Genomic DNA, 19,361 nt, shown 5'->3' on the forward strand with positions numbered 1-19,361 from the left:
GCAATTTCCATAAGTCGTTTTCAGTCAACGGTGATTCAGTGGTCCTGTCTTTGAGATCATGCGTATAAATCAGCAGCCGGGAACTTGCATTCAAAAATGCTTAAAGCATGAAAGACATTATACCAAAAAAGAAACCTTATTTTCTACTGGGAGAAGGCGAAATGGCCGACCTGATCCGCGATTTTGACTGGACAAAAACGTCAGTCGGCTCGCCGGAACAGTGGCCTGAGAATCTTCGTCTGACGCTTTCCATGATCACCTCTTCCAGGTTCCCAATGTTTTTATGGTGGGGCAAAGATTTGATACAATTTTACAACGATGCCTACCGACCGAGTTTAGGAAATGAAGGGAAGCACCCTCTCGCACTGGGCCAAAAAGGGAAAGACTGCTGGCCTGAGATTTGGGATACAATCGAGCCATTGATTCACCAGGTTCAAACGACTTCGAAAGCAACATGGAGTGAAGACCAGCTTATACCAATTTATCGAAACGGCAAAATTGAGGATGTATACTGGACCTTCGGGTATAGCCCGATCTTCGGGAATGATGGAGAAGTGGATGGTGTACTGGTAGTTTGTAATGAAACTACCGAGAAAATCCTTTCCCAAAATGCCTTGAAGGAAAGCGAGCAACGGTTTCGAACCATGGCCGAAGGAGCAGACTTATTCATTACCGTTACAGATCCGAATGGTGTTCCGACATACTACAATAAAAACTGGATACACCTCACAGGCAGGCAACTAGACCAACTTCTGCAAGAAGGCATGCTCGATCTTATTCACCCACAAGAGAAGAGTCTTTATACTGAACTTTTCCGGCCCGAACCTGAAATCAGGAAGTCTTTCTCAGGCGAATTCAGGGTACTCAACAAAGACGGTGACTACTGCTGGCTTCTGGCCAAAAGACAGGTACGGACCATGCATGACGGATCCTTTGGTGGCTACATCAACTCGTGCGTTGATATTACCCAACGGAAAGTTGCCGAAGAAACATCCAAAGAAAAAGAGACCATGATCCGGAGTTTGATTGAAAGTGCTCCTTTTCCCATAGGTGTCTACACAGGAAAGGAAATGCGGATCGACCTTGCCAACCAGGCAATTCTTGACGTATGGGGTAAAGGGAATGACGTGACCGGCAAAAAATATTCCGAAATTTTGCCAGAGTTGGAAAACCAGGAGATATTCGCTCAACTTGACGAAGTATATATCACCGGCATTCCCTGTCATAAAAGAAACCAGCTGGTGGAGTTGATGATAGATGATAAATTATCTCCTTTTTATTTCAACTATAGTTTCACCCCGTTATACGACTCTCGTGGGGAAATTTATGGCGTTATGAACACAGCAGCTGATGTGACGGACCTTAACACTGCGAAGCAGCAGGTAGAGCAAAGTGAACGAAATTTCAGAAACATCATAGTTCAGGCACCAGTTGCGATGTGTATTATGCTTGGCCCCGAACACACCGTGACCATAGCCAACGATTACATCATCAAACTTTGGGGTAAGCCGGTAAACGAGATAATGAATAAGTCTATATTCGAAGGACTTCCAGAGCTAAAAAATCAGGGACTCGAGCCGCTTTTAGAGCATGTTTATTCGACGGGTCAGGCCTATACGGGAAATGAGAGAATGCTTGAGCTCATACGAAACGGAGAGCCTGAAAAGGTATATCACAATTTCGTCTATGAACCTTATCGTGACCCCGACGGAAATATACTTGGTATTTTGGCTACTATCCTAGACGTTTCAGAGCAGGTCCGAGCCCGGCTGGAAATCGAGGGAATAGTGGCTGAACGTACCCAGGAGCTGGAAACGGCTAATAAAAATCTCGAAAAATCGAACGGTGAGCTGGCTCAGTTTGCATACGTGGCTTCGCATGATTTGCAGGAACCCCTTCGGAAGATCAGCACTTTCACGCAAATGCTGGATCAGCGAGCCAGTGAACGGTTGGACGATCAATCCAAAATTTATCTGGAAAAGATCAACAATTCAGCAATCCGGATGAATACGCTAATAAGGGATATACTGGCATATTCGGAACTGTCGAAAGAGTATGTGGCTTTCGAAAAACTGGATTTGAATAGCATATTAGAAAACACGATTACCGATTATGAATTGCTCATTGAGCAAAAACAGGCTTCCATTAGCTATCAGGTATTGCCAGTTATTGATGCCATTCCGCTGCAGATGTCGCAGCTATTTTATAATATCATCGGCAATTCACTCAAGTTTAGCAGAGACGACAGAAATCTGAAGATTGAAATAAGCATTGAATACTTTTCTGAAAGTGAGAAAACCAGGCTTGGTCTGGAACACGCCTTTGACTACAAAAAAATCGTTTTTAAGGACAACGGAATAGGCTTCAAGCCAGAATATGGCCATCAGATATTTAATATATTCCAAAGGTTACATCGAAAATCTGAATATGCAGGAACTGGGATCGGACTGGCAATGTGTAAAAAAATTGCGTTGAATCACCAGGGAGAATTAACTGCCGATGGAAGTTCTGAAAACGGTGCGGTTTTCAATGTGATTCTACCGGTAAACCGCTCGCCGCTCAGCCTGATTTGAAATTCGGACGCTCTTCTTCAAAACAGATGTTTGAAAGCCGTGATAACAACTTTACGCCTCATTCAATCAGGAAATCCCAAAGCCATTATTACGATGTGACCAATTATTTTCACCGGTAGAAAGAAACACTATGGGCAGACTGATAAACTATCAGTCAAATTAATTTAATTGATTGATTTATAGCAATTTATTTGTCCTATCGAATCGTGATATTGTATATTCAAAATGAAAAAAAGTATGAAACAATTCATTGTGTTATCTAGAGAGCCTGATGGCAGAACGTTAAAACATTCTGATGACGAGATCAGGAAAATTGGAAAAATTGATCCTCTTATTGGGAGCAGAAAGGTAGCCTAACTGGTGGTAGTGGTTTAACGTTAAGTCGGAGATTAATAAAAGGAAAGGGCGATATTGTCTCACACGAAATTCACAGAAACGACAGGGAAATTGTTGGAGGTTATTTGCTACTGAAAGTTGTTGACTTTGAAGAGGGAGTAGAGATTATGAAAACATGTCAGATTTACGAATTTGGCGGTTATGCTGAAATTAGAGAACTCCAAAATCAAGAATAGCAACCAGCTCAACCGCCGCTACTTCCAGCTTTCGACAATCTTGCTGCCTTCTTCGGTATTTTCGATTTTCAGATAGGTCTGGATTTCCTGTTGTAAATCCTCCACGTGGCTGATAATGCCTACGATGCGGTTTTCCTTTCGCAGAGACTTTAAGGTTTCAAAAACAGTCTGAAGCGCATTTTTATCAAGGGAGCCGAAGCCTTCATCCAGGAAGAAAAAGTTATGTTTTGACTCATTTCGAACATGCAGGTGATCTGCCAGTGCAAGTGCCAACGACAATGCCGCCTGAAATTTCTGTCCGCCCGAAAGCGTTTTCAGCAGACGCACATGGCCACCATTTAGCAGATCGCGTACCCAAAAACTATTGCCTTCACCAAGTTCGAGATGAAGTTGCTGGTGGGTCATTTGATGAAAGCGAACATTTGCTGATTGAATGAGGTTTTTGAGGTATATGCTTGATGCATAGTCAACGAAACCACTAGAGCGGAACAACTTGGCCAAATCTGCCAAATGTTGTTTACGCAAAGTCAGTTGGGTTTGCTCTTTCACCAAAGCAATTCTTCTTTGAAGATCGTCTGTCAACTTTTTCACAAGTCCATCCAGTCGTCCTTCTTCCTTGCGGTCTTCATTGAGTTTGGTGGTGAGCAATTCTTTTTTGTTAAGGACAGCAGCATGCTCCATCGCGTCATATGCCTGAGCCTGCCCTTCCGTCTGCAAATTTTCCAGATCACGTTGAACATTATTCAAGGCAAGATTAAATTCGTCAATCACTTTCCTTTCCTCTGCAATATTCAACGGCTGCGACAACACATTTTGAATCTCCGCTTCTGCGCCAAATTGATAAATAACCATTTGATTATGAATGGCTTCATTCAACGAAACCAGCTCATTCTTATTGGTTTCAAGGGAAACGCCAAGCATGCTCTGGCTGCCGGCCAGCGTATTATTTTCCTTCTCGAAAACATCAATTTTACCCTCAGCAATCTCAAACGACTTCTTGATTTCTTCAAATTGTTGTCTAAGACGCTGAACTTCCGCCAGGATATTGGATTCGTCGGATTGCTCATAATCCGAAAGTTTAATAACCGAAAACTGACCTGACAAGGTTTGATTGATATATTCTTTGGCAAGGATATCATCGCGTAAAGTCTGCAACGGTTTTTCAAATTTGTCCTTCACCTCCTCCTCTGACATTGCCAGATTTTGAGTGATATTTTTTAAAAGAGACTCTTCTGATTTTAATTTTAGTTGAAGCGCCTCGACCTCTTTTTCAAACTTTTCAAACTCTTCTCTCTTATCCTTATTGAATTGCTCCCAAACGAATTCTTTCTCATGAAGCTTTTCGCTGTCGGCGGCCACCTTGTATTTCTCACGTAATTCTTTGGTTTGACTTTCATACATCGCAACCTCCTGAAAGAGCCTGTCGATTACCAAACTATCCGTTCTAATATCCTTTTCCTCGATCGTCAACTTATTTTTGCGAATATTAAATTCTTCAGCAGTTGGGGGGGGTACTGCTCCGTGAGACGCCAATAAAGGATGGTGCAACGCGCCACACAATGGACATGGGTCGCCCTCTTTCAATTCAGCAGCATATTGGCGCAGGCTATGGCGCGTATTAAAATCTATAATTTCCTGATCGAGTGCCTGGCGGTTGGATTCAATCAAAAGAAACCGACTGGCAATTACACTGCTAAAAACCTGCTGCGTAAGATCTGAAGGTATATCCAAACTAAACTTATGCACCATTTCCACTTTGGCAAGCGCGATTTTCTGTTCCTTTTCAGTTTTTGTCGCGCTGAGTTTTTGGCCCTCTTTTATGATCGCATCCTTGTTAGAAGCCAGTACAGCAGCTTTGGCAAACCAAGCCTTTACTTTACTAATTTCATTGAAATCTGGCAGGCGAAGTTTTAATACTTCTAATTCTTGCTCTTTATCTGTTTTCTGTTTTTTCAGAACGGCTATTTCCGCTTCTTTTTCTTTTAAACGCAGTTCCCCGCGTTCAAGCGACGCTTTGGTCTTCTCTATTAATTTTTTATTACTCAGAATCTGGATTAATTTTTCGAGCTCCTCCGCTTTTCTGATCAACTCCTCCCGATTTTCATATGCCGGACGCTGAGCTTCTCGTTGTATATAAAGATCGGCCAGAGTAGTTCCAAGCTCCTTTCTTCGGGCTTCGTTTTTGTCAAATTCCGTCTGCGAAATTTGAATACTTTTTAACAGCCTGTTTTTTTGGTCAAACAATCCTTTAAAATGCAGAGAGCAGATCTCAAAAATACGTAGTGATTCAGTCCGTTCGCCGATCTCATTTTTTCGTAAATCCAATTGAGTGAGCCGCGTTTTTAAGGCTAATATCCTTTCAGCCAATAACTTTTGGCGAGCCAGTTCGGTCTCAATTTTGGTTTGAATCTGCAGATCTTCCTCTGTCAGTTGAATCGAATTGCGAATATCAGTACGTTGAACCTCAGCCGCTATAATCATGTCCGAATTGACTTCCCCGACAGCTGTGAGCTGGCCTTCAACGTTAGATATATCAACGTCATTTTGCCGGTTCAACGAAATTACCTTGCCGCTCAAATCGTACTTTTCCAACTGGAAAAGCTCCTTCATCATTTTGGTTCGCTCGGCATCTTTCAGCTCAATAAACTCCTGAAAACGGCCTTGAGGAATGATTATCGATCTCCTAAAGTTATCATAACTCAGTCCAATGATATTCTCGATGGATTCTGACTCGGGCACGGGCACCCACTCGCCGTCAGTTTTGATATATGCCCTTCTTTCAAAAGTTTTTACTTCTTTGAAATTCTTGCTGCTGCGCTTACCTCTGACTGTAAACTTGTAGTGCTCCCCTTTCCTTCCTGCTATGCATTCAAAATCGATCAGCAAATCGTCTGACCGAAGATTCATCATGTTATATGTACGGTCGTCGCCCGATTTGTTCAGGCGTTCCGTATCTCCATAAAGTGCAAAAGTAATGGCCTCTAAAACAGAAGATTTGCCACTGCCGACAGCTCCGAATATCCCGAAGAGCGAGGCACTCGTAAGCGGTTCGAAATTAATTTCTTGTTCTTTTTGGTAAGAATAAAGGCCCTTAATTTTAAGATATACAGGAATCATGCGGGAAAATGAACAGATGGGAAGCCAGACCTGTTTGCGAGTTATTGGAAAAATTAAATCGTAACACTCATCGACGGTGATTTGAAACTAACTGTTTGACGAACCTACCCAATCGCTAAAAATACCTCACACTTCTGAGACCGTCAGCAGGTCGTCGAGATATTCGCGGTCGTTGCTCAGGCGTGGCACTTTGTTTTGACCACCGAGTTTGTTTCGGCGGGCCATCCAGCTGTAAAAGGTACCTTCGGGAACCACATTGACAAGGGGAGCCAAAAGAGCCATATCTTTATATCTTTTGGCATCATAATCGGAATTCACTTCCCGAATTGCTGCATCCAGTGCCTTCACAAAACTGTCGATATTATCTGGCTCCTTACTAAACTCAATGATCCATTCATGTCGGCCTCGTGAGCCGTCGCCCATATAAACTGGACCCGCAGTGTAGTTTGCCACCAACGCGCCAGTTTTCTGAGCAGCCATTTTTATCCCATAATCCGCGTTTTCAACGATAACTTCTTCTCCAAAAGCATTGATAAAGTGTTTTGTACGACCACTCACTTTTAGTCGGAAGGGATATTTGGACGTAAATTTGACAGTATCCCCGATCAGATATCGCCACAAGCCGGCATTCGTTGATATCACTAAAGCATAGTTTTCGCCTACTTCAATTTCATCTAATAGCAATGCCTTTGGGTGCTTCTTTCCAACTTCAGAAAGCGGTAAAAATTCATAGAAAATTCCATAATCGAGCATTAGCAGCATTTCCCCAACTTTGGTGAGATCATCCTGAATAGCGAAAAAGCCTTCGGAAGCACTGTAGGTTTCAAGATATGTAACCTGATCCCCTGGAAAATATTTTTGTTTGAACAAATCTCTATATGGCTCGAAAGAAACGGCTCCGTGGACAAAAACCTCAAATTCAGGCCATACCTCCAGCATATTCTTTTTGCCTGTCATTTCCAGAATCTGGTCCAGCAAAACAATAGTCCAGGTCGGTACTCCGAGGATACTTGTTACATTTTCTTCAGAGCAGATCGTGGCCATTTTTTCAAGCTTGCTCTCCCAATGATCCATTAATGCCACCTCGAGCGGCGGTGTACGCATGATCTGGCCCCATGCAGGAAGGTTTTGCATAATCACCGCCGACACATCGCCCACCTGCGTATAATCATCAAAAGGATTGGCATGTAATGTTCCGCCGATCGACAATCCCTTTCCGTCGAAAACTTTTGTTTCAGGCCGGTTATGAATTAATAGCGTCATCATATCCTTCCCGCCTTCGTAGTGGCACTCTTCCAGCGCTTCGGGCGAGACAGGCAAAAACTTGCTTCTGGCGTTCGTAGTGCCGGACGATTTGGAAAACCATTCAATTTGAGATGGCCAAAGTACGTTTGGCTCACCTTTCAAAACCCGTTCGATTTGAGGATACAGATCTTCGTAGGCAGAAACGGGTACCCGTTCCTGATATTCCTTTATTGACTTTATCTGGCCATAGTTGTACTTCATGCCCCACTCGGTATATCGGGCCGTCTCCATCAATTCAAAAAACATCCGTTGCTGGGTCTCAACAGGATTTTTCATAAACTGTTCAATCCTTTCGAAGCGTCGCTTCAGAAACCAGACCGTCATATCATTCACCAACTTCATTTGCTACTGCGGGTTTAGAATTTGATCCTGAAAGTTATGAAAATAGCCCTTAAAAAAAACAGGGGAAAAGCTTTTGGCTCCTCCCCTATTCATATATTTTGCAATGAATCAGGCTTTTGGCCCAAATCTTCGATATAGAAATAACAGCAACAACGCTCCTAAAATAGCAATAAAAAGACTACCGATATCGAACCCGTCAACTCTGCCAAAACCTAACAGGGATGATACCCAACCGCCCACAACGGCGCCAGCTATTCCTATTAAAATGGTAACAAAAAAACCTCCCGGATCTTTTCCCGGATGAAGTGCTTTGGCAATACCGCCTGCGACGAGGCCAACAATAATCCACGAAATAATTCCCATTCTACTTGTCAGTTAAAAGTGTGTAATTTATTTATCAAAAAACATATTTCCTCCCCCCGCTTTCTTATCCAAAGATGACATAATCTCTTGGCCTCCAACAACTTTCAGATTCGCATCCGCTGCCTTTCGAACGACGTGAGTTCCAGTAATACGAAAAAGTGCTTCACCAAGTAACGGATCCCGCGGATCTCCATAGGGATATAAAACCATTCCTTCAGAAACAGCAACATCCGGCACAAACCCTACTGAATAGTCCGATTTACGCAAACTATTAAATGACTTGGTAACAATCGGCTGAAGTCCATATTTAATACCTGCGTCAGGATTAGATAAAGTAACCGAACCAACATTTTTCCCCACCGTTGTTAGCCCGACCAATGTCACAGGCATGAATGGCTTCAAACCATTTATCAATAATTCGCTGGCAGATGCCGTTCGATTTGAGGTCAGAATGATCAGATTTTTTAACTGTGATCCTATATTCTGGCTCTTGTTGTCAAACTTGTCATAGAAGTAGCTGTCGCCATATTTCTTCTTAAAAGCAACAGTCGCTGTATCGTTATACTCTTTGTAATAAAAAATATCGTCAGCTGTCACTTTACCGAGTAAACTTCCCAAAGTAGTAGCGGAACTTACGTAACCCCCCGGGTTATATCTAAGATCAAGAACAACCGAAGTTGCTCCATTATCCTTAAACGAGCCAATGACCTGTTCCAATTCTTTGTCATATTGAAGATTGTCCGCCTTATAGGGTTCAGGAATAAATTGATGATAGACCAGATATCCAATTTTGTTGGCCCCATATTGAAAAAGAGTATCATAAAAGACAGGATCTGCCTGAACGACGGCTGTAGTCACACTTTTCTTAACATTTGTTTCAGCAATAACCCCCTGAGCATCAATACTTCCCATCGAGTAAGATATAGTTCCAGTTGCTGCGACCAGCGCTTGATAATTACTTCTGTTCAGTTGTTGACCGTTGATTCCGGTAAAGACGTCACCTCTTTTGAATCCAGCTTTTTGAGCTGGTGAACCAGGCAAGGTATAAATGACAACACCGACAATATTATTAGTGCCTGTTGGATAGATGGACAATTTATATTCCATTCCTGTGGTGGTTTCTTCTCCACTTAGGCCGGCTGTCAGCTCTTCTGCGCTTTCCTGAATCCACGAAAAACGGTCGCCGTCGGGGCGCAAGGTTGCATCGTATTTGTATAGAAGCGATTCGAAGAAGTCTTCAGAGTTAAGAGTATAATCGGGTTTTTTGGTCATTTCATCTTTCCAGTAATACCAGAAAGACATTTCGCTATATATCCACTTGTTTGTTGTAAGGGTAGTCGCAGAGCCCGGATCTGGTTCAACGGGGTTATCCTTACAGCTTTGAAATATAAAACCGATTACCAAAAACGCGAGAAGTCCTTTTAGATTCATATAGATTCAATGAGAGAATGTGTGAATGAGTGAATTGCCGCAAGGAATAGCTTTTTTTCTTATGAATGAAATCCTGCAACCTTTTCCCATAGAGATGGTAACTTCCAAATCACCCCTCTATTATTTATAGTTAAGAAATACTTCTTCAATAATATCACAAGCCTGATTTAGCTGCGCTTCGTTGATAACAAGCGGAGGTGCGAAACGGATTTTATTGCCGTGCGTTGGTTTGCAAAGTAATCCTCTATCCATCATTTGATAACAAAGTTTTGTCGCAGTGTCACTTTCCTCATCGTCGTTAATTACAATCGCATTCAAAAGTCCCTTACCCCTAACGAGCTCAATCAGAGAACATTGTTTTTGTAACTCAGATATTCTTCTTCTAAATAACAGACCCATAGATTCAGCATTTCCAGCCAGATCTTCATCTTCCACAACTTGCAGGGCGGCTATGGTGACGGCACACGCCAGCGGGTTTCCCCCATATGTTGATCCGTGTTCTCCCGGGGCGATAGTCAACATCACTTCATCGTTGGCCAGGGCTGCTGAAACCGGCATGGTGCCTCCAGAAAGTGCTTTTCCCAAAACCAGAATATCCGGCTTCACATCTTCCCAATCACAAGCCAGTCTTTTTCCTGTCCTTCCAATTCCTGTCTGCACTTCGTCAGCGATAAAAAGAACATCATATTTTGTACACAATTTCCGCACTCCCTGCAAATATCCTGCCTGTGGCACAACCACCCCAGCTTCTCCCTGAATAGGCTCTACCATAAAGCCCGCAATGTTTTTATCTTTTTTGAAAAGATCCTCAAGTGCATTCAGATCATCGTAAGGGATAATTTCATATCCAGGCAAGAATGGCCCGTAATCGCCGGTACTGGAAGGATCAGTAGAAGAAGAAATAGCAGCCAGTGTTCGACCCCAGAAATTCCCCGAAGCATACACCGTTTTAGCTTGGTTCGGAGCAATTCCTTTAACTTTATATGCCCATTTCCGGGTTAGTTTCAGTGCCGTTTCGCCACCTTCAACACCCGAATTCATCATCAATACTTTATCATAACCGAAATATTCAGCCATGTATTTTTCGCATTCCCCTAGCCGATCGTTGAAAAATGCTCTGGACGTAAGCGTTAGTTGCTGCGCCTGTTGGATCAGCGCATCAACAATACGCGGATGGCAATGTCCCTGACTCACTGCACTATAGGCCGACAGAAAATCCAGATATTGCTTTCCCTCCACATCCCAAACATGTACGCCAAGCCCCTTTTTGAGAACAACCGGCATCGGTTTATAATTGTGCGCACCATATTGATACTCGAGATCTATTGAACTTTGGGCAGCACTAACTGTGCTCGTGTCTGTATGGCTAGGCATTGGAATCTGTTTTCTATGAGCGTGATATCAGAGTAAAAATACGGAAAATGTGAGAGAATCCGGGTATAGTAAAATTGAGACTTCTTTCAATCTATTTGATATAAAATTTAAACAATATACAGTTTCCAGATTCGGACTAAGCCAATACGCCAAAAGGTGTTGACACGGCCCCCTCAATAATTCCATCGTTTCAACCATTTTTCTCCGTATATTTGCACCATAATCTCAAAGGGGTGCCCTACCAAACGGGCTGAGATCATACCCATAATACCTGATCCGGGTAATGCCGGCGTAGGAAGAGAAGCTCAATCGTGATCATAATAAAACAGAGGCCTATGTTTTATTTGAAATGTTGAAGCGAGTTTTAATTTTTTAACTTATTAATTTACAACCCGATAGGTGGCCCCTTGCCTCTCGTAACAAATTTTATCGCTATGCGAAAAGTTACGACCTATCTGAAAACAGTACTTCTTTTGTTGTCCATATCCTTTCCGGTTTTGGCGCAAAGAACAATTACCGGCACCGTTCACGATGCTGATGACAATAAACCGCTTTCCGGAGCAACCATTAAAGCAAACGATATCCGTGGCACCACCACCAACGGTTCGGGTTCTTTTACCCTGAAAAATATCGCTGAAAGCACTCCGTCTATCGAGATCTCCTATATTGGTTATGAGACCGTTAAGCTGAACGTCCGGGATATATCGGGCCCGGTAAATGTAGATCTCATTAAAAGCACATATCAGGCAGATGAAGTGATTATCAACGCGACTCGCGTTACGGACAAAAGCGCAATGGCATATACCAACGTGTCCGCGGAAACTCTGAACAAACAAAATCTCGGTCAGGATTTACCTGTCCTATTGAACTTCACTCCGTCGCTCGTGTCAACAAGCGATGCAGGTGGCGGCGTTGGATATACCGGAATCAGAATCCGTGGTTCGGACGCCACGCGTATCAATGTGACTGTCAATGGAATTCCCTATAACGATGCTGAAAGCCAGGGTGTATATTGGGTAAACATGCCCGATCTTGCTTCTTCTGTCGGCAGTATTCAAATCCAGCGCGGCGTCGGAACTTCCACCAACGGAGCGGGATCGTTTGGAGCAACCGTAAATATCAATACCAATACTTTCCGGCCGGAAGCCTATGCTGAGCTCAACAACTCTGCAGGTTCATTCAATACTTTCAAGAATACGCTGAAGCTGGGAACAGGTCTGATCAAAGACAAATTTACTTTTGACGCCAGGCTTTCCAGAGTTTCGTCCGATGGATTTGTGGATCGGGCTACATCCAACCTGCATTCTTATTATTTGTCGGGCGGATATTTTGGCAAGAAAAGTTTTGTAAGGGTGAATGTATTTAGCGGTAAAGAAAGGACGTACCAATCATGGAACGGAAGCCCGGAAGCCAAAGTACGCGGAGATATTGAAGGAATCAACGCATATATTGAACGAAACTCGCTGAACGAACGGGATGCGCAAAATCTGTTGAATTCCAACGATCGTACTTATAATTATTATACCTATAAAAATGAGGTTGATAATTATCGTCAGGATCATTATCAACTGGTTTCCTCACATACGTTAACCGACAAAATCACCTTGAATCTGAATGGATTTCTGGTACGTGGTTTAGGATATTACGAGCAATATCGTGATCAGGATAAGTATAGTAATTACAAGTTGCCAAACGTAATTATTGGCGGCGATACGCTGACTCGCTCCGATATTATACGCAGAAGATGGCTGGACAACTACTTTTATGGCACCACTTTTTCGCTTGATTACAACAACTTTAAAAAGCTGAAAGCGACCGTCGGCGGTGGCTGGAATAAATATGACGGGGACCACTATGGAGAAATCGTATGGGCAAGAAATGCAGGAAATATCGATAACGAATATCGTTACTATTTCAACAATGGTACGAAAACCGACTTCAACCTGTATGCTAAGGTATATTACCAGTTTACCGATAAACTGAATGCGTTCGGAGATATTCAGGTACGGGATGTGAGACACAAAATTTACGGGGCAGACAATGATCAGGTGCCATTAGATTTTGATCAGCATTATACTTTTTTTAATCCAAAAGCCGGTATTAACTACCAGATCGCCGAGCAAAGCTCTGTATATGCATCCTATAGCATTGGCAATAAAGAACCCAACCGCGACGACTTCGCCAATTCAACTGCCGGACTTTTCCCAAAACCTGAAAATCTGCAGAATATAGAAGCCGGATTTCGCACGCAGAGAGGTGTCTGGGCATTTTCGGCCAATTATTATTTGATGAAATATAAAAATCAACTGGTGTTGACGGGTCAAATCAATGATGTTGGAAATTCTGTCCGCGTGAATGTGCCGAAGAGTTATCGCGCGGGAATCGAGCTGGAAGGAGCTGTCGCATTTTCGAAGAAATTGAAATGGAACGCTAACGCGACTTTTAGCCAAAACAAGATCAATAATTTCATAGAATATATCGTCGATTACGACAACGGTGGCTATCAGACCATCAACCATGGAAAGTCGGATATTTCATTTTCACCAAATGTGATCATTGGAAGCCAGATTACTTACGCTCCGACGGCTAGCACCGAAATCGCTTTGCTTAGTAAATATGTTGGCAAGCAATATCTGGACAATACTTCTGACGAAACCAGAAGGCTGGATGCATATTTCACAAACGATATCCGTTTCTCGTGGACTGTAAAACCTAAATGGGTAAAGGAAATTACTTTCAATTTATTGATCAACAATATCCTGAATGAACTATATGAGTCAAATGGATATACCTATGGATATATAGCCGGGGGCGCTTTGACCCAGGAAAACTTCTATTTTCCGCAAGCAGGGCGGAATTTTCTGATTGGTCTAAATTTCAAGCTATAAGAAATCTTTCGGTGGCTCGAACCGATTTGTAATCGGTTCGCAATGGTTAAGCGTTTGCAACGCAACAAACACATAATTTGTTAATTATCAATCGTTTGCAAAATTCCTTCAATTTGCCAAAAAGCTCCCAAACGTGGTAAGATTTGTAGTTGGAGACTTCTTCAAAGAAGTTATTGTAAAAATCATTCGCGTTGCAAACGCTTTACCATACAACTTCGATTGCAAATCGAAGTTAGCGCGGTCGTTTTTAGAACTTGCGATGTTTGTAAACAGCGGCTCGAATGGGACTCGAGCGGGGCTCGAACCGATTTGTAATCGGTTCGCAATGGTTAAGCGTTTGCAACGCAACAAACACATAATTTGTTAATTATCAATCGTTTGCAAAATTCCTTCAATTTGCCAAAAAGCTCCCAGACGTGATAAGATTTGCAGTCGGAGACTTTACGAGGAAGTTGTTGTACAAATCATTCGCGTTGCAAACGCTTTGCCATACAACTTCGATTGCAAATCGAAGTTAGCGCGGTCGTTTTTAGAACTTGCGATGTTGTAAACGGCGGCTCGAATGGGACTCGAGCGGGGCTCGAACCGATTTGTAATCGGTTCGCAATGGTTAAGCGTTTGCAACGCAACAAACACATAATTTGTTAATTATCAATCGTTTGCAAAATTCCTTCAATTTGCCAAAAAACTCCCAGACGTGATAAGACTTGCAGTTGGAGACTTTTACGAGGAAGTTATTGTACAAATCATTCGCGTTGCAAACGCTTTACCATACAACTTCGATTGCAAATCGAAGTTAGCGTGACAAGTTTGGCGGCGGTAAGCCTTCCAACTAAAACCTACTTTTTTGTGTCCATCGGATAATATATCCCTTATCCCAAAACCTTCGGCCATGAAAAATCTTGCATTGCTCTTTATCACATTCCTTTGTATCTTCTCTTCATGTAAAGAAGATTATCAAGAGCAGGAAAACCTCGCTAAAACATTCGTTCAAAGTCAATTCCCTCAGAAATGGGTGCTTGTTTCCATGAAGGGGAATGTTGCGAATATCCCGCCAGCAAAAGGTAAGGATATGGATTACCAGGAGCTTTACATTTTGAACGCTGACAGTACTTTCTCCAAAACGCGAGATCGAAAGGGTGTATCTCAAACAGTACATGGCACTTACTCTGTTCGAAGCAGCACCCCCACTAATTATATAATTCTGCATCATGAGGCGGAAACCAGCCTTATAGGCAATTGCTTGGCCACCTTAGATGAAGAATTAGTTTTTAGTGGAACGAATGAACTCAAAAGCACCTGGCAGGCATGCGACGGCCCCGGCCTGATCTATAACAGAGCCGAGTAGAAAGAAAATACCCGGAAAACTGCAAGTCAGGAATAATTGCAGATTCGGATATCTCGACAATTAGGTAGCAAAAAATCAATAATTGCATTATAATCAACATAGTTCCAACACTAATGGCTAAAAGCTGACAGCTAAAAGCTTCCAAACAACAAATTTCGCCCTACCTTTGCGGCATGAATTTGAAAAATGACCTTTTGCTTAGGGCAGCTCGCGGAGAAAAGACCGAACGCACGCCCGTATGGATGATGCGCCAGGCTGGAAGAATACTCGCAGAATATCGTGCGGTACGAGAAAAAGCCGGAAGTTTTATCCAACTCGCCACCACGCCGGAACTAGCGGCCGAAGTTACGATCCAACCTGTGGATCTGCTGGGTGTGGATGCAGCCATAATATTCTCTGACATTCTTGTGGTACCCGAAGGTATGGGTTTACCATACGAAATGGTGGAGCAAAGAGGTCCGGTTTTTCCGAAGACCGTTCATACGATTGAGGATTTGAAGAGTCTTCATATTGCTCAACCTGAGGATGATCTGGGATATGTACTTGAAGCGATAAGAATCACAAAAAGAGAATTGAACGGCCGCGTTCCGCTGATCGGGTTCGCTGGGGCACCGTTTACCATTTTCTGTTATATGACAGAAGGTAAAGGTTCCAAAACGTTTTCTGTTGCAAAAAAGCATTTGTATGCAAATCCTGAGTTCTCTCACGCCTTGCTTCAACAAATTACAGATAGCACAATCGCATATCTAAAAGCGCAGGCTGTCGCCGGTGCGGATCTCCTTCAGATATTTGACTCCTGGGCCGGGATATTGTCGCCGGCTCAATATCGCGAATTCTCGCTTCCGTATATCAAGCAAATTTGCAATGCAATAACAGAAGTTCCGGTGACAGTCTTCGCAAAAGGTGCCTTTTTTGCAAGAGAAGAAATCGGCCAGCTGCCGTGTTCCGTAGTAGGTTTGGACTGGAATATGGATATCGCGGAATCGAAAAAACTGATTCCGAATAAAACACTTCAGGGAAATCTGGATCCTTGCGTATTGTATGCTTCGTACGATCAGATCAGAAAAGAAGTAAAGAAAATGGTGGACGAATTTGACGGCCATTCTTATATCGCCAATCTTGGCCACGGTGTATATCCTGACACCGACCCTGATAAAGTGCGTTGCTTTATTGAAACCGTTAAAGAATATTCGTCAACTAAAAGATAAGTAATGCCCAAGTCAAAATGCATTTTTCTGGACCGCGATGGCGTTCTGAATGAGGATCTCAATGATTACCTTTATAAAACTGAAGATCTCGTAATACCCGAAGGCGTGCCTGAAGCTTTGAAAATATTGAAAGCAGAAGGATACCTCTTGATCGTAATTACCAACCAGGCCGGAATTGCCAAGGGTTTATATACGGATCACGCGGTATATCAGATTCACGAAATTATGCAGAAGGTATCTGATAATGCGCTGGATGATTTATACTTTTCTCCAGATCATCCTGCTCATTCCGGAGAATCATTATCCAGAAAACCGGATTCTCTTTTGCTTGAAAAGGCTGTGGCAAAATATAATATAGACACCGCACTATCCTGGATGATAGGTGACCGTGAGAGGGATATGCAGGCAGGTAAGAAAATGGGATTGAGAACCATTCAAATTATTCCTGAAACGGAAAGATCTGCAGGCGATTTTTCGGCTGCAAGTTTACGGGCAGCAGTCGAGATTATTCTTAAACAATCGTAATCAAGCTCTGTCAGCTACTGGTGCTGGAGCTGCCTTTTGTACTGATCCATATGCGGGACAAGCATGCTTTGTACATGAGGAAAATGCAAGTACGCCACAGATTCCAAGAAGTAAAGCCAATTTTTTCATCTTACGTTATGTTAGTTTTTCCTGAGAAATCCGCTCGCTTCACCCTCAGATTTATATTATAGGACAAATTTATTAAAAAAGTTCTTTTAACAAGAATCGTTTTACGATATAGTAACGAACTCATTAAAAGAACTTTATATAATTCTTCAAATTTTTGTTTCTACCAGTTCCTCTTCTTCCAATGCCTGGCCGTTTTCCTTCTTGGATTTATCAAGTGGTGCCACGTAGGACTCATCTTTAAAACCAAGGATACGAAGCATTGAATCACTATTTTGTTCGTTTGCAAAAACTTTGGTTATAATCTTACCGTCTTCGTCCTTATCCACCAGCACATGCTTTGGAGCGGGAATCAAACAATGCTGGATTCCGCCATATCCGCCCAAAGATTCCTGATAAGCGCCCGTATGGAAAAATCCGATATACTGAGGTTCATTATCTTCAAAAATCGGCATATATAAATCCGCACTGTGCATCTCTGTATTGTAAAAATCCTGCGAGTCGCAAGTCAAACCGCCAAGGTTAACCTTTTGATATGGATTGTCCCAGTTGTTGATCGGAAGCATGATATACTTCTGGTTCATTCCCCACGAATCAGGTAGCTGTGTGATAAACGACCCATTGATCATATACCACAGCTCCTTATCATTTTGAAGCTTTTTATCGATCACTTCATATATAACTGCACCACTTTCTCCTACAGTATAACTTCCGAATTCCGTAAAGATATGCGGAACCGGTACCATATTTTTATTACAGATCCACTGGATATTCTCAACGATCTCGTCAATCATTTGCTGATAATCGTAGTTTGATTGCAACGAAGTCTGAATCGGAAGACCGCCCCCGATATCGATTGAATCCAGATCAGGACAGATCTTCTTCATCTCACAGTACTTAAACATAAAGCGAGTCAACTCACTCCAGTAATATGCACTATCCTTTATACCAGTATTAATGAAGAAGTGAAGCATTTTCAGCTTGAACTTCGGATTGGTGGCAATCTTCTCTTTGTACAGCTCCTGCACATCGTTATATCTGATACCCAACCGCGACGTATAAAAAGCAAAGTTTGGCTCTTCATCAGTCGCAATCCGGATACCCAGATTGACCGAATCCGCAGTTACCAGCTTCTCATATGCCTCAATTTCCTTCAGGTTATCGAGAATCGGAATGCAGTTAAAGCCTTCGTTGATCAATTCGCTCAGATATTGTGTGTACAGCGGACGCTTGAATCCATTGGCCAGGATATACATATTCTTATTCAACTTACCGCGTCGATATAGCTCTCTGATGATCGGAATATCAAAAGACGAAGAAGTCTCCAGGTGCACGTTATGTTTCAGCGCTTCCTCCAGCACAAAGCTGAAGTGCGACGACTTTGTACAATAGCAGTAGGTATAGCTTCCCTTGTAGTTATGCCTTTTAAAAGCATTTCTGAAAAACATATTGGCGTTCTCAATATGCTCTCCAATCTTGGGAAGGTAGTTTAGTTTCAAAGGTGTACCGTGCTCCTTGATGATATCCATCAGGGGTACATTGTTGAACAGCAATTCATTATTGTCAACATTAAACTCCATCGTTGGGAACTCGAACGTCTGCTGAATCAGGTCAATGTAGCTTTTCATTTATTTATTTTCGCGGATTGCTATTTAAAAATCGTGAGTATAAATTAACGGGGGTTTTAAATCTTTGTTGCCCCCTGACTACCAAAGTTATCAATTAAAAACCCTGAATCATTCAATTGCGGGTGTTTTGTAAAAAGGGGCGGAAAATTCAATATAAAACACGTCTTTTCCAAACATCCGTTTTTAATAAATCATTCCATCAAAAAAGTCGTTTATCCTCCAAATCCTGACGTTCAAATCACAAAACATATAGTTGATACTCTTTCCCTTGCTCTCAGCATCTTATCACATTTACCTTTAACATGCCAAAGTTGGAGCATGTACTTATTTTATTCCCTCAGCAGGTATTTAGCTCGTTCATCAATTTACTTAAAAATCGCAGGTTTTGAGTGCTTATTTCCACGGTAAAATTCAAATCCGTGAACAGCCTGTTTTGTTCTTTTAAATATTGAAATAATACTATTTAAAGTATCTTACCGGTCACAAACGTTTATACAGCCAACCGTTCGATAATTGTTCACAAAAAACTTTGAAGAACTTTAAAGTTTTCTTAGTTTTTTT

Annotated in this window: 11 protein-coding genes and 1 riboswitch; of the genes, 5 read left to right on the forward strand and 6 right to left on the reverse strand. The window is 42.3% G+C overall.

The annotated features are described in order from the left end of the window. The first annotated feature begins 107 nt into the window (after window positions 1–107). Window positions 108–2,573 (forward strand): PAS domain-containing protein, encoded by a 2,466-nt coding sequence (locus AC1XUD_RS07325; RefSeq protein WP_483360324.1) that lies wholly within the window; start codon window positions 108–110, stop codon window positions 2,571–2,573. A 590-nt stretch (window positions 2,574–3,163) separates the two neighbouring features. On the opposite strand, the gene AC1XUD_RS07330 is transcribed toward AC1XUD_RS07325, so the two are convergent. The 5 genes from AC1XUD_RS07330 to rocD form a co-directional block, all read right to left on the reverse strand. Next, entirely contained in the window at window positions 3,164–6,262 is a 3,099-nt protein-coding gene (locus AC1XUD_RS07330) for an AAA family ATPase (protein ID WP_483360325.1), read from the reverse strand. Between the two features lie 126 nt (window positions 6,263–6,388). Continuing rightward, complete coding sequence (locus AC1XUD_RS07335; protein ID WP_483360326.1) at window positions 6,389–7,909, reverse strand: GH3 auxin-responsive promoter family protein; 1,521 nt, start codon at window positions 7,907–7,909, stop codon at window positions 6,389–6,391. A 108-nt stretch (window positions 7,910–8,017) separates the two neighbouring features. Beyond that, a complete protein-coding gene (locus AC1XUD_RS07340; protein WP_483360327.1) occupies window positions 8,018–8,272 on the reverse strand; it encodes a GlsB/YeaQ/YmgE family stress response membrane protein in 255 nt (84 codons plus the stop codon). 27 nt (window positions 8,273–8,299) lie between these two features. After that, window positions 8,300–9,703: a S41 family peptidase gene (locus AC1XUD_RS07345; RefSeq protein WP_483360328.1), complete on the reverse strand. Its 1,404-nt coding sequence runs from the start codon at window positions 9,701–9,703 to the stop codon at window positions 8,300–8,302. Window positions 9,704–9,823: 120 nt separating this feature from the next. Then, on the reverse strand, window positions 9,824–11,077 hold the full coding sequence (rocD, locus tag AC1XUD_RS07350; RefSeq protein ID WP_483360329.1) for an ornithine--oxo-acid transaminase: 1,254 nt from the start codon (window positions 11,075–11,077) through the stop codon (window positions 9,824–9,826). 219 nt (window positions 11,078–11,296) lie between these two features. Continuing rightward, window positions 11,297–11,392, forward strand: a riboswitch (TPP riboswitch). A 119-nt stretch (window positions 11,393–11,511) separates the two neighbouring features. Between rocD and AC1XUD_RS07355 the strand changes: the two genes are divergently transcribed. The 4 genes from AC1XUD_RS07355 to AC1XUD_RS07370 all read left to right on the forward strand — a co-directional run bounded on the left by AC1XUD_RS07355 (window position 11,512) and on the right by AC1XUD_RS07370 (window position 17,046). Then, a complete protein-coding gene (locus tag AC1XUD_RS07355) occupies window positions 11,512–13,965 on the forward strand; it encodes a TonB-dependent receptor (RefSeq protein ID WP_483360330.1) in 2,454 nt (817 codons plus the stop codon). Window positions 13,966–14,857: 892 nt separating this feature from the next. Further along, on the forward strand, window positions 14,858–15,313 hold the full coding sequence (locus tag AC1XUD_RS07360; RefSeq protein ID WP_483360331.1) for a hypothetical protein: 456 nt from the start codon (window positions 14,858–14,860) through the stop codon (window positions 15,311–15,313). 173 nt (window positions 15,314–15,486) lie between these two features. Continuing rightward, the gene (gene hemE, locus AC1XUD_RS07365) at window positions 15,487–16,521 is read left to right on the forward strand and encodes a uroporphyrinogen decarboxylase (RefSeq protein WP_483360332.1); all 1,035 of its coding nucleotides are present in this window, start codon (window positions 15,487–15,489) and stop codon (window positions 16,519–16,521) included. A 3-nt stretch (window positions 16,522–16,524) separates the two neighbouring features. Further along, window positions 16,525–17,046: a D-glycero-alpha-D-manno-heptose-1,7-bisphosphate 7-phosphatase gene (locus tag AC1XUD_RS07370; protein ID WP_483360333.1), complete on the forward strand. Its 522-nt coding sequence runs from the start codon at window positions 16,525–16,527 to the stop codon at window positions 17,044–17,046. 275 nt (window positions 17,047–17,321) lie between these two features. Here the strand turns inward: AC1XUD_RS07370 and AC1XUD_RS07375 are convergent, their stop codons facing one another. Further along, on the reverse strand, window positions 17,322–18,800 hold the full coding sequence (locus AC1XUD_RS07375) for a type III PLP-dependent enzyme domain-containing protein (RefSeq protein ID WP_483360334.1): 1,479 nt from the start codon (window positions 18,798–18,800) through the stop codon (window positions 17,322–17,324). Window positions 18,801–19,361: the final 561 nt, after the last annotated feature.

The organism is Dyadobacter sp. HNCC25DJ184, from assembly GCF_056895215.1.

Coding starts and splice junctions, on each gene's coding strand:
- AC1XUD_RS07325 (WP_483360324.1), top strand. CDS start 108: ATGAAAGACATTATACCAAAAAAGAAACCTTATTTTCTACTGGGAGAA.
- AC1XUD_RS07330 (WP_483360325.1), bottom strand. CDS start 6,262: ATGATTCCTGTATATCTTAAAATTAAGGGCCTTTATTCTTACCAAAAA.
- AC1XUD_RS07335 (WP_483360326.1), bottom strand. CDS start 7,909: ATGAAGTTGGTGAATGATATGACGGTCTGGTTTCTGAAGCGACGCTTC.
- AC1XUD_RS07340 (WP_483360327.1), bottom strand. CDS start 8,272: ATGGGAATTATTTCGTGGATTATTGTTGGCCTCGTCGCAGGCGGTATT.
- AC1XUD_RS07345 (WP_483360328.1), bottom strand. CDS start 9,703: ATGAATCTAAAAGGACTTCTCGCGTTTTTGGTAATCGGTTTTATATTT.
- rocD (WP_483360329.1), bottom strand. CDS start 11,077: ATGCCTAGCCATACAGACACGAGCACAGTTAGTGCTGCCCAAAGTTCA.
- AC1XUD_RS07355 (WP_483360330.1), top strand. CDS start 11,512: ATGCGAAAAGTTACGACCTATCTGAAAACAGTACTTCTTTTGTTGTCC.
- AC1XUD_RS07360 (WP_483360331.1), top strand. CDS start 14,858: ATGAAAAATCTTGCATTGCTCTTTATCACATTCCTTTGTATCTTCTCT.
- hemE (WP_483360332.1), top strand. CDS start 15,487: ATGAATTTGAAAAATGACCTTTTGCTTAGGGCAGCTCGCGGAGAAAAG.
- AC1XUD_RS07370 (WP_483360333.1), top strand. CDS start 16,525: ATGCCCAAGTCAAAATGCATTTTTCTGGACCGCGATGGCGTTCTGAAT.
- AC1XUD_RS07375 (WP_483360334.1), bottom strand. CDS start 18,800: ATGAAAAGCTACATTGACCTGATTCAGCAGACGTTCGAGTTCCCAACG.